The sequence below is a fragment of the Bacillus sp. SIMBA_005 genome, assembly GCF_046535585.1.
GTDB lineage: Bacteria > Bacillota > Bacilli > Bacillales > Bacillaceae > Bacillus > Bacillus pumilus.
In genome coordinates, this window is the sequence record NZ_JAWRWI010000012.1 from 50,694 (window position 1) to 62,255 (window position 11,562).

Sequence of the window (11,562 nt, forward strand, 5' to 3'; positions counted from 1 at the left end):
GGTTCCACTCTGTTTAGAAAGCCCTCATTTCGCAGCCTTCTCAACTTAATCCCATAACGGAGGGTACCGCCCTTGCATACTAACGTACTCGTGTTCCTCAAGGGTCTTGAGGGTGCATTTCCAACGTCTGCCCATAAGTCTCTTTCAGCCGGTGAAGACTCTTTCTGTGATGGACGAAAACATTGTACTTCTCCCTCGCAACGATTTCCTTATATTTGTTTAATGCGGTTTAATACCGTTTCTTTTCCTAGTAGTTCAATACTTTGCGGAAGTTCTGGGCCATGCGTTTGTCCTGTGACAGCCACACGAATTGGCATGAAGAGTTTCTTGCCTTTATGCCCTGTTTCTTTTTGTACCGCTTTAATAGCCGCCTTGATTTCATCAGGTGTGAAAGATTCAAGTCGTTCAAGCTGACCAGCAAAAGATGCCATGACTTCTGGTACTTGCTCCTCTGCTAGAACTTCCTTCGCCTCTTGATTATACTCAATTTGCTCCTTAAAGAACAACTCTGTTAACTCAACAATTTCTGCTCCATAGCTCAATTGTTCGTGATACAGAGCAATCAGCTTGCGCACCCACGTGTTTTCTTCATCTGACAGCTGCTCACTTACTTTGCCTGCCTTTTGAAGATGTGGAAGTGTTAACGCAACAACCTGATCAAGATCAAGTGCTTTCACGTATTGGTTATTTACCCATTTTAGTTTATGCATATCGAATAGAGCTGGTGACTTAGAAAGTCGATTTACATCGAAAATGTCGATGAATTGCTCTTTTGTAAACAGTTCTTCTTCGCCCACTGGAGACCATCCAAGTAGTGCAATGAAGTTGAACAGGGCTTCTGGTAAATAGCCTAAGTTTTTATATTGCTCGATGAATTGAATAATGGATTCATCACGCTTGCTTAATTTCTTGCGGTTCTCGTTCACAATCAGCGTCATATGTCCGAATAGCGGAACATCCCAGCCGAATGCGTTGAAGATCATGATTTGTTTAGGCGTATTCGAAATGTGATCCTCTCCGCGGAGAATGTGAGTCATTTTCATCAAATGATCATCTACTGCTACAGCGAAGTTATAAGTCGGCGTACCATCTTTCTTCACAATGACAAAGTCACCGATGCCGTCTGTCTCAAATGAAATATCGCCTTTGACCATGTCGTCAAATTTGATGATTTCTCCTTTTGGCACTCGGAAGCGGATGCTTGGCTCTCTTCCTTCAGCAATTAGCTTGTCCTCTTCTTCTTTTGATAATTGACTGCATTTACCAGAATATCGCGGCATTTCACTGCGGGCGATTTGTGCTTCACGCTCTTCCTCTAGCTCTTCAGCCGTACAATAGCACTTATACGCCAAGTCCTTCTCTAGCAGCTCATCATAATACTTTTTATAAATATCATTACGCTCTGATTGTCTGTAAGGGCCGTAGCCGCCATCTTTATCAATGCTCTCATCCCAATCAATACCGAGCCATTGCAGGTGGCGCAGCTGGCTTTCTTCTCCACCCTCTACATTACGCTTTTGGTCCGTATCTTCGATTCGAATAATAAATTTGCCGCCTTGACTGCGTGCGAACAAATAGTTGAAAAGAGCCGTTCTAGCATTCCCAATATGTAAATGACCAGTTGGACTCGGTGCATAACGAACACGCACTTCATTTCCCATGAGTTTAACTTCCTTTCATCTGCATCATGTTGTCTGACACCAATTTTTTATAAACGTATTTTATCATCAAATCACATTCTCATCAAAATGAGTTTTACTTTTTCTGAAGAAGCACCGTTGCTTGAGAGGCAATTCCTTCGCCTCTTCCTGTAAATCCGAGTTTCTCCGTCGTTGTTGCTTTCACATTCACCTGTGTGACCTCTGCCTCAAGCGCTTCTGCAATCTTCTCACACATCGGTTGAATGTAAGGTGCCATTTTGGGCTTTTGCGCCATAATGGTGCAATCAATATTCACAAGTGTGTAGCCTTTTTCCTTTACTAGTGCCCACACATGCTGCAGTAATTTAAAAGAATCCGCATCCTTAAACTCAGGATCTGTGTCTGGGAAATGTCTGCCGATATCTCCTTCAGCAATCGCACCTAGGCAGGCATCTGCCACTGTGTGAAGCAGTACATCAGCGTCTGAATGCCCAAGCAGCCCCTTTTCATAAGGGATGGTAACCCCGCCGATAATCAAAGGTCTTCCCTCAGTTAATTGATGTACATCAAAGCCTTGTCCTATTCTCAACATGATCTAGTACCCTCTTTCCGCATCCATAATTGCCTTGGCAACCAATAAATCATCCGGTGTCGTCAGCTTAATATTGGTGTAATCTCCTTGGACAATATACACGTCTTCACCATGTAATTGTTCCACAAGACTGGCATCGTCTGTTCCAAGGAAACCGGTCCGCTCTGCATATTCATGCGCCTCTTTTAAAATAGAATGACGAAAAGCTTGTGGGGTCTGGACTGCCCACAAGCTCTGACGTTCAATGGTTTGTTCCACTTTGCCTTCTTGAACGCGTTTGATTGTGTCTTTCACTGGTACCGCTACAACTGCGGAGCCTTTTTCAATCGCTGCTTTAACGAGCAAGTCAATCTGTGTATGCTTAATAAAAGGCCTTGCCCCATCATGAACAAGCACGATGTCTGCATCTTTCACAGCCTTTAATCCTTCGTATACACTTTGCTGACGTTCTTCGCCGCCGGTAACAAGTGAAACAGGCGTTTGAAAAGCGTGTACCTTGAGTAGCCTTTCAAAGTCTTGACGCTCCTCTTCATTGATCGCTAGGATCATGCGTTTGCATTGAGCATGAGCGTCAAACACCTTTAGTGTATGAATAATGACCGGCATTCTTTTCAGCTCAATAAAAAGCTTATTGCGGCCGGCCTTCATTCGTTTCCCCTGCCCCGCAGCCGGAATAACTACTTCATAATACATGTTCGTTCTCCCTTTAGAGCGCCTTCTCCAGAAGTTTTGGCTTCGCAAAAATCATTCTTCCAGCAGCAGTCTGCAGCACACTTGTGACGAGCACATCGATGTCTTTTCCAATGTAATTGCGTCCTTCTTCGACCACAATCATCGTACCGTCATCTAAGTAAGCAACACCTTGGTTATGCTCTTTCCCATCTTTAATGACCTGTACCTTCATTTCTTCCCCAGGCAGCACAACCGGTTTCACCGCATTGGCTAGATCATTGATGTTTAACACTGCTACTTTTTGAAGTTCGCATACTTTATTTAAATTAAAATCATTTGTCACAACAACACCTGAAGTTAATTTAGCGAGCTTCACAAGCTTGCTATCAACCTCTTGAATGTCTTCAAAGTCACCTTCGTAAATTTCAACTTTGATATCTAATTCTTTTTGAATACGATTTAAAATATCAAGACCTCTTCGGCCTCTATTTCTCTTTAATACATCAGAAGAGTCTGCAATATGCTGTAATTCCTCGAGCACAAATTGAGGAATGACCATGATGCCTTCTAAGAATCCAGTTTGACAAATATCTGCGATTCTTCCATCAATGATAACACTTGTGTCTAAAATTTTCAGCTTTTTATCTTCTATTTCAGGTTCATCATCAGCTGCTCCTTTTTTCTTGGTGACCTTTGCAGATCGGGAGAACAGCCCCATCATTTCATCCTTCTTCTTAAAGCCTACCTGAAATCCAAGGTATCCTAAAAAGAAAGCCAGGAAAATCGGAATAATGGTACCAAAAATATGATATGGGATATTGTTTAGCGGGATCACGTTTACAATAAGATATGCTAGAATAAGTCCAAATACTAATCCGAAACTTCCAGAAATAAGATCAGGAAGAGGCGCCTTTAAGAGAGAATCCTCGATCCATTTCACCCAATTCACCACATAACCTGTGCACCATTTGCCGATGATAAAGAACACAGCGGCTCCTATTAGTGCTGAAGAGTAAGCATTTGTTATGAAAGGTATGTCCTTTACATTTAACAGCAGAAATAACTCTGGAATGATAAAAATCCCTACAACTGCACCAAAAATGATAAAAAACGCCTGAACGATTCTTTTTAACATACCTTCACCTCCTTTATTTTTCATCTGTCAATCCACCCTCACCTGACATTGATATATGTTTAAGTTTCCTATCATAATCAATAGAAAACAAAAGCATCATTAATATACCCATATTCATCCATTTTTAACCGTGTTTAAAGAAAATTTCTCTTCTTACAGCTGTCGGTCGATATAATGTTTTTCTTGCAGCCTTTTTAATCCTTTTTTTATCTTTTTCGCTCTTACTTCTCCAATTCCTTCTACTTCATCCAAATCTTGTACATCTGCTTCCATAATTCGATCTAACACACCGAACGCTTCAACCACGTTTTCGACGATTGGCATAGGCAGTCTAGGGATTTTGTGAAGCAGTCTGTAACCTCTTGTGTACACATATTCGTCAATATTTGTAGAAGCTGGATAGCCAAGTAACTTGTACAGAATGGAATCATCTAAAAGCTCAAAGCTAGACATATCTTGGAGCTGTTTAAGCAGAACATATGGATCTTTAATCTTTTCTTTCACGTAATCTTTAATAAATAAAGCCGCTTCCTGCTCCATATCTGTAATCAGTTCATTGACTTGCAGACGAATCAAATGTCCTTCTGTTCCAAGCTCTTTGATATACATATTGATTTCATTTTTGATTCTAAGCACCATTTCGTAACGATGCAGGACGGATAATACATCACCAAAGGTCACAAGCTCTTCAAATTCCAGGGCGCTTAACGCAGAAATGGCATGATCTAAAATGGTTTTATATTTCTCAAGTGTTTGTATGGCTTGATTGGCCTTCGTTAAAATAAAGCCAATATCTTTCAGCGTATAACGACGATTCCCTTGGTATAAGGTAATGACGTTCCTCCGTTCAGAAATCGCAATGATTAAACAGCCTGTCTGCTTCGCTACACGTTCAGCAGTTCGGTGCCTCATGCCCGTTTCCGATGAATGAATGGTTGCATCTGGCATGAGCTGTGTATTCGCATACAAGATCTTTTGACCAGAATCGCTTAAAATAATGGCTCCATCCATCTTCGCCAATTCATATAAGTGTGCTGGGGAGAAGGCAGAATTAATATGAAATCCTCCATCGACAACACTTTTTACCTTGTCGTTATAACCAACAACAATAAGCCCGCCAGTATTGGCCCTCAGGACGTTTTCGATCCCAGCCCGAAGAGGTGTCCCTGGTGCCACAAACTGTACGATATCTAAGAGATCGAGTTCTCTCGCTCCTTTTTTCTCTTTTTCCATTTCTATGATCCCCCTAGTGAAATTCGAAGTGCCTCCGCTACATTTTCTACACCGACTAACTCAATCCCTCTCGGCTTTTTCCATCCATCTATATTCGCCTGAGGAATAAACATTCGCTTAAATCCTAGTTTCGCAGCTTCCTGCACACGCTGTTCAATTCTTGATACTCTTCTGACTTCTCCCGTCAGACCGACCTCTCCTATAAAGCAATCCGCTTGATGCGGCGCTGCGTCTTTAAAGCTTGATGCAATACTGACCGCAATGGCCAAGTCAATTGCTGGTTCGTCAAGCTTCACACCGCCTGCGACCTTTAAATACGCATCCTGGTTTTGCAGCAGCAGTCCAACACGTTTTTCTAAAACCGCCATGAGCAGTGACACTCGATTATGATCAAGACCAGTGGCCATTCTACGCGGATTTCCGAAGCTTGTTGGTGAAATTAGCGCTTGTATCTCGACAAGAACAGGTCTTGTTCCTTCCATTGAGGCAACAACACACGAACCAGATACACCTGCCGAACGTTCTTCTAAGAAAATTTCGGATGGGTTTAATACTTCCGTGAGCCCTTCCTCTCTCATTTCAAAAATCCCTAGTTCATTCGTTGAACCAAATCGGTTTTTCACTGCACGTAAGATACGAAACGTATGATGACGCTCACCTTCAAAATAAAGAACCGTGTCCACCATATGCTCTAAAAGACGTGGACCTGCGATCGAGCCTTCTTTGGTCACGTGACCAACGATAAAAATTGGAATCCCATTTGTCTTGGCAATCTTCATCAGCTGCGCTGTACATTCTCTCACTTGAGATACAGACCCAGGGGCTGACGTAATATCGCTTTGATAAACAGTTTGAATCGAATCCACCACGACAAAAGCGGGTTTCATCTCTTGTATAGCAGACGTTATATACTCCATATCGGTTTCAGCCAAAACATGTAAAGAGGTGCTTTTTATGCCGAGGCGGTCCGCTCTTAACTTCGTTTGTTTAATGGACTCCTCACCGGATATGTATAATACATTCTGATTTTTGTCTGAGAGCTGTGCTGATACTTGTAATAATAATGTGGACTTCCCAATTCCAGGATCTCCGCCAATGAGAACAAGAGAGCCTTTGACAATTCCACTTCCTAATACTCGGTTAAATTCTTCTAAATTCGTTTTGATTCGGGGTTCATCTGATGTTTCAATTGCAGAAATAGGTGAAGGTTTTTGAATGGTTTGGACAGAATGATTAAAAGCGCTTCGACGGTTTACCGGCTCTTTACGAACGACCTCTTCTGTCATACTGTTCCACGTGCCGCAGCCTGGACATTTCCCCATCCATTTGGCTGATTCATAACCGCACGATTGGCATATAAATTTTGATTTTGTCTTAGCCATAGATTGAAGAATACAACTCCTTATACTGGTCAGAAAATAAGTAAAGGGAGGCATACACCTTACTGGTATGCCTCACACTTTTTTCTTACTATATTAGTTCGTAGCAGCCGTCGTTTTTACGACAATTTCTCCATCTTCCACATCTAATACGATTTGTTGACCTTTTTCAATATTACCCTTTAAAAGCTCCTCAGAAAGTCGATCCTCCACATGCTTTTGAATCGCTCTTCTTAACGGACGCGCACCGTACTCAAGGTCTACACCTTCGTCGGCAATCTTCGCTTTTGCTGCTTCTGTCAATTCAATTGAAAGGTCTTGTTCTTTTAATCGTTTCGTCAATTGATCAGACATGAGAGACACGATCTCTTTTAAATGTTTCTTTTCAAGTGAATGGAAGACAATAATTTCATCAATACGGTTGATGAATTCTGGTCTAAACGCACGTTTCAACTCGCCCATCACTTTGCCTTTCATATCTTTGTAATTTTGACCTTCATCCTGCACGTTAAAGCCAACATATTTATTTCGCTTCAGTTCACTAGCTCCAACGTTGGATGTCATGATCAAAATCGTATTTCTAAAGTCAACGGTACGCCCTTTAGAATCCGTCAGACGACCATCTTCTAATACTTGCAGTAAGATGTTGAATACATCTGGATGCGCCTTTTCAATCTCGTCTAAAAGCACAACAGAATAAGGTTTTCTTCTCACTTTTTCAGTCAGTTGTCCGCCTTCTTCATAGCCAACATAGCCTGGAGGTGACCCAACAAGTCTAGATGTAGAATGTTTCTCCATGTATTCAGACATATCGATACGGATCATCGCTTCTTCATCACCAAAAATAGACTCCGCAAGTGCTCTTGCAAGCTCCGTTTTACCAACCCCTGTTGGGCCTAAGAAGATAAAGGAGCCGATTGGACGTTTTGGATCTTTTAGACCAGCACGCGCACGTCTCACAGCTTTTGCTACAGCGACAACCGCTTCATCCTGCCCGATTACACGAGAATGGAGTAATTGTTCCATATTCAGAAGCTTATCTGTTTCTGTTTGGGCAATTTTTGAAACAGGCACTCCCGTCCAGCTAGAGACAACCATTGCGATATCATCCACTGATACCTCTGAATTCTCCTGACCTTGCTTTTCTTTCCAAGATTTCTTTGTGACTTCTACTTTTTCACGTAAACGCTGCTCTGTATCGCGAAGAGAAGCTGCTTTTTCAAATTCCTGACTTTGAACAGCCGCATCCTTTTCCTTGCGCACTTCATCCAACTTTTGCTCTAGTTCTTTTAGGTTAGGCGGTGTTGTGAAAGAACGTAAACGGACTTTCGAACCTGCCTCATCAATTAAATCAATCGCCTTATCTGGAAGGAAACGATCAGAAATATAACGGTCAGACAGCTTCACCGCCGCCTCAATCGCTTCATCTGTGATGGACACACGGTGATGTGCCTCATAACGATCTCTAAGACCTCTTAAGATTTGAATACTTTCATCAACGGATGGCTGATCTACTTGAATTGGCTGGAAACGTCGTTCAAGCGCAGCATCCTTTTCAATATATTTACGGTACTCATCTAACGTTGTTGCCCCGATACATTGAAGCTCTCCACGTGCTAAGGATGGTTTGAGAATATTAGATGCGTCAATCGCACCTTCTGCTCCGCCAGCACCAATCAGTGTATGAAGCTCATCAATGAAGAGAATGATATTTCCTGCCTGACGAATTTCGTCCATGACTTTTTTCAAACGATCCTCAAATTCACCACGATATTTCGTTCCTGCTACAACGGTTCCCATATCAAGCGTCATCACTCGTTTATCCCGCAGAATTTCAGGCACTTCATTATGAATAATTTGCTGTGCAAGACCTTCAGCGATGGCTGTTTTACCAACACCGGGCTCACCAATCAGCACAGGGTTGTTTTTTGTTCTTCTGCTTAGGACCTCAATGACACGCTGAATTTCTTTGCTTCGTCCAATGACAGGGTCCAAGCTGTCTTCTTTCGCAATCGCTGTTAAATCTCTTGCCAAGCTATCTAATGTTGGTGTATTTGCATTGCTGTTAGAGCCAGCGGCAGATGCACCTGTTTCATTGCTGCCAAGCAGCTGCAGGACTTGCTGACGTGCTTTATTTAAGCTCACTCCGAGGTTATTTAAAACGCGGGCAGCTACACCCTCTCCCTCGCGAATAAGACCTAATAGAATATGTTCTGTCCCTACATAGGAATGACCTAGCTTTCTTGCTTCATCCATTGAAAGCTCAGTGACCTTCTTCGCTCTAGGCGTATAATGAGGAATTGCTTGAGACACCTCTTGCCCTCTTCCAATCAAGCTTTCGACTTCTTTTTGGATTTTATCTGAAACAAGGCCCAGTGCTTCTAACGCTTTTGCGGCAATACCCTCTCCCTCGCGTACAAGACCAAGTAAAATGTGTTCAGTACCAATGTTCTTATGGCCTAGGCGAATGGCTTCTTCTTGTGCAAGTGCTAATACCTTTTGAGCTCTTTCAGTGAATCTTCCAAACATCATATCGTTTCATCCTCCTGTCCATTCCTATGCATTTCTAAACGCAGCCTTTCTCTAATAATCGCTGCTCGTTTTATATCTCGTTCATTTGGCTCCAAAGCTTCTCCAGAATATTGTTGAAGAAAGCCTGGCTGTGTCAAAATCATGAGTTCATTCAGTATATTACTTGAAAGCCCCTTAATGATACCTAAATCAATTCCAAGGCGCACATCTGACAAACACTTAGCTGTTTCCTTTGATTCAATCATCCGACAATTGGACAAAATCCCCAAGGAACGGTACACTCTGTCCTCAAGTTCAATTTTAGATGTTTGATATAACGCTTTTCGTGCAGATCGCTCTTGTTCAATGAGCTGAGCGGTCACACTATTTAAATCATCTACAATATCCTCTTCTGATTGACCAAGTGTCATTTGATTTGAAATTTGAAAGATGTTCCCTATTGCTTCGCTGCCTTCACCATAAATTCCTCTGACTACAAGACCTAATTGATTAATCGCCGGAATAATCCGATTCATTTGTCTTGTGAGGGCTAAAGCGGGTAAATGCATCATGACCGAAGCCCTAATACCTGTACCTACATTGGTTGGACAGCTTGTTAAGTATCCTCGCTTTTCAGAAAACGCATAATCCACTTGCTCTTCAATCCAGTCATCTATCTGGTTAGCCGCTTTTAATGCATTGGCTAGTTGGAAGCCTGGGAATAAGCATTGGATTCGAATATGGTCTTCTTCATTCAGCATCACACTGATTTCCTCATTTTCAGAAAGCAAACAACCGCCAAATCTTGATTCTGCTAAGTTTGGGCTGATCAAATGCTTTTCAACAAGTACTCTCTTTGCTAAAGGCTGCGTTTCATTCATTCGAATTAGAACAAAGTTTCCAATGTCCTTCACTTCCTGGCTAGCAAACTTTTGCTCGAATTGCTGGAGAACAGCTTCAGCCTCTTCCTGAGAAAACTGAGTTGGGAAACGAACATGCTCTAGGTTTCGTGCTAGCCTGATTCGACTGCTTAGAACAATGTCACTTTCTGGTCCTTTTTGTTTCATCCATTGACTTAAAGCGTCTTGAATAAAATGCTGGAGCGACATGTTGTTAATCTCCCTCCCTCTGCTGAGATTGCTCATGCTCTAATGCACGAATTTGATCTCGAACTTCCGCTGCTTTTTCGAACTCTTCTTGTTCAATTAACTGCTTCAGCTCTTGCTGCATCAACTCAAGTTTCCGGCGCACATGAAGACTGCCGGCAATCCGTTTAGGGACTTTTCCATTATGGACTGTATTTCCACTATGGACTTTCCGTAAAACAGGGTTCAAATACTGATCAAATGAACGATAGCATTCTGCACAGCCAAAACGGCCTGTTTTTCTGAATTGTTGAAAGGTTAAGCCACACTTAGGACATTGATCCACTTCTCTCGCTTCTTGAAAAATAGATGATCCCTTATTCGCACTTGTGGTAAAGCTAGGATCAATATTCAATAAACCCGATAATAAGTTATGAATCGAGAAACCTTGGTTCCCACTCATAGCATATGAATCACTGTTTTCTTTTGCACATTGTTCACATATGTGCATTTCTTGTTTTTCTCCATTTATAACTTTCGTAAAGTGAAAAGTGGCTGGTCTCTCATTGCATTCTTGACAAATCAATCTTTTCACCCGCTTTACTTTAATTTCAAAGCATTTAACATCGCTTTCATCATCCGAGCCCGCAATTCATCACGTTCAGGTAAATCAATGTGCAAAACAGAACGGTCCATGACACTGATCATCATCTTTGCTTCTCTTTCAGATAAAATGTTATTTTCGACAAGACGCATGATGATATGATCAGAGGCAGCCTGTGATAAACGATGATATATTTGGGAAATAATATTGTTCAATAAGTCGACTTCATCATTCATTTTGACTTTTATGATGCGGATATAGCCACCGCCGCCACGCTTACTTTCAACGATGTAGCCTCTCTCGCTCGTAAAGCGTGTATTGATAACATAGTTAATTTGTGAAGGTACGCATTGAAACTTATCTGCAATTTCATTGCGCTTAATTTCTAATATTTCTCGACCATTCTGATCCAAGACTTCTTTCAAATACTGCTCGATGATATCAGAAATATTTTGTGCCACTCCGCCTCCTCCTCCATTGACTTTGACTATATTTGACTTTAATCTTACTATAAATTTTTTCGGTCGATTTTTCAAGATAATCGCTCAACTAAGAATATTATTTCCACATTTATATGGTGTCAAACCTCTCAAAAACACAAAAAAGACCAGTTCCATACGGAACTGATCCTTAGACAAGCTTGGCGGCGTCCTACTCTCACAGGGGGAGACCCCCAACTACCATCGGCGCTGAAGAGCTTAACTTCCGTGT

At 41.8% G+C, this 11,562-nt stretch carries 10 protein-coding genes, 1 rRNA gene and 1 other annotated feature (1 of these 12 cut by a window edge); all 11 genes read right to left on the reverse strand.

The genetic code is table 11. The features are described from left to right. Nucleotides 1-210: a binding site (T-box leader), on the reverse strand (it extends 22 nt beyond the left edge of the window). After that, a complete protein-coding gene (gene gltX, locus SB660_RS17525) occupies nt 210-1,661 on the reverse strand; it encodes a glutamate--tRNA ligase (protein ID WP_180309712.1) in 1,452 nt (483 codons plus the stop codon). It overlaps the preceding feature by 1 nt. Nucleotides 1,662-1,755: 94 nt before the next feature. Next, a complete protein-coding gene (gene ispF / locus SB660_RS17530; protein ID WP_058015797.1) occupies nt 1,756-2,232 on the reverse strand; it encodes a 2-C-methyl-D-erythritol 2,4-cyclodiphosphate synthase in 477 nt (158 codons plus the stop codon). A gap of 3 nt (nt 2,233-2,235) precedes the next feature. Next, on the reverse strand, nt 2,236-2,925 hold the full coding sequence (gene ispD / locus SB660_RS17535) for a 2-C-methyl-D-erythritol 4-phosphate cytidylyltransferase (protein WP_061406507.1): 690 nt from the start codon (nt 2,923-2,925) through the stop codon (nt 2,236-2,238). A gap of 13 nt (nt 2,926-2,938) precedes the next feature. Then, the gene (locus SB660_RS17540) at nt 2,939-4,039 is read right to left on the reverse strand and encodes a PIN/TRAM domain-containing protein (protein WP_058015822.1); all 1,101 of its coding nucleotides are present in this window, start codon (nt 4,037-4,039) and stop codon (nt 2,939-2,941) included. Nucleotides 4,040-4,192: 153 nt separating this feature from the next. Beyond that, nucleotides 4,193-5,272 carry a DNA integrity scanning diadenylate cyclase DisA gene (gene disA, locus SB660_RS17545; RefSeq protein WP_012008686.1) on the reverse strand — a complete coding sequence of 360 codons (1,080 nt, stop codon included), beginning with the start codon at nt 5,270-5,272 and terminating at the stop codon, nt 4,193-4,195. 2 nt (nt 5,273-5,274) lie between these two features. Continuing rightward, a complete protein-coding gene (gene radA / locus SB660_RS17550) occupies nt 5,275-6,654 on the reverse strand; it encodes a DNA repair protein RadA (RefSeq protein WP_058015795.1) in 1,380 nt (459 codons plus the stop codon). Nucleotides 6,655-6,747: 93 nt separating this feature from the next. Then, nucleotides 6,748-9,183 carry an ATP-dependent protease ATP-binding subunit ClpC gene (clpC, locus tag SB660_RS17555; RefSeq protein WP_003216969.1) on the reverse strand — a complete coding sequence of 812 codons (2,436 nt, stop codon included), beginning with the start codon at nt 9,181-9,183 and terminating at the stop codon, nt 6,748-6,750. Further along, the gene (gene mcsB, locus SB660_RS17560; RefSeq protein WP_410583538.1) at nt 9,180-10,271 is read right to left on the reverse strand and encodes a protein-arginine kinase McsB; all 1,092 of its coding nucleotides are present in this window, start codon (nt 10,269-10,271) and stop codon (nt 9,180-9,182) included. The genes clpC and mcsB overlap by 4 nt, the downstream gene beginning before the upstream one ends. Before the next feature lie 4 nt (nt 10,272-10,275). Beyond that, a complete protein-coding gene (gene mcsA, locus SB660_RS17565; RefSeq protein WP_034665655.1) occupies nt 10,276-10,833 on the reverse strand; it encodes a protein-arginine kinase activator protein McsA in 558 nt (185 codons plus the stop codon). Nucleotides 10,834-10,847: 14 nt separating this feature from the next. Further along, entirely contained in the window at nt 10,848-11,312 is a 465-nt protein-coding gene (locus SB660_RS17570) for a CtsR family transcriptional regulator (RefSeq protein WP_003217184.1), read from the reverse strand. A gap of 177 nt (nt 11,313-11,489) precedes the next feature. Then, nucleotides 11,490-11,562, reverse strand: a 5S ribosomal RNA gene (gene rrf, locus SB660_RS24495); the annotation flags it as partial.

Coding starts and splice junctions, on each gene's coding strand:
- gltX (WP_180309712.1), bottom strand. CDS start 1,661: ATGGGAAATGAAGTGCGTGTTCGTTATGCACCGAGTCCAACTGGTCAT.
- ispF (WP_058015797.1), bottom strand. CDS start 2,232: ATGTTGAGAATAGGACAAGGCTTTGATGTACATCAATTAACTGAGGGA.
- ispD (WP_061406507.1), bottom strand. CDS start 2,925: ATGTATTATGAAGTAGTTATTCCGGCTGCGGGGCAGGGGAAACGAATG.
- SB660_RS17540 (WP_058015822.1), bottom strand. CDS start 4,039: ATGTTAAAAAGAATCGTTCAGGCGTTTTTTATCATTTTTGGTGCAGTT.
- disA (WP_012008686.1), bottom strand. CDS start 5,272: ATGGAAAAAGAGAAAAAAGGAGCGAGAGAACTCGATCTCTTAGATATC.
- radA (WP_058015795.1), bottom strand. CDS start 6,654: ATGGCTAAGACAAAATCAAAATTTATATGCCAATCGTGCGGTTATGAA.
- clpC (WP_003216969.1), bottom strand. CDS start 9,183: ATGATGTTTGGAAGATTCACTGAAAGAGCTCAAAAGGTATTAGCACTT.
- mcsB (WP_410583538.1), bottom strand. CDS start 10,271: ATGTCGCTCCAGCATTTTATTCAAGACGCTTTAAGTCAATGGATGAAA.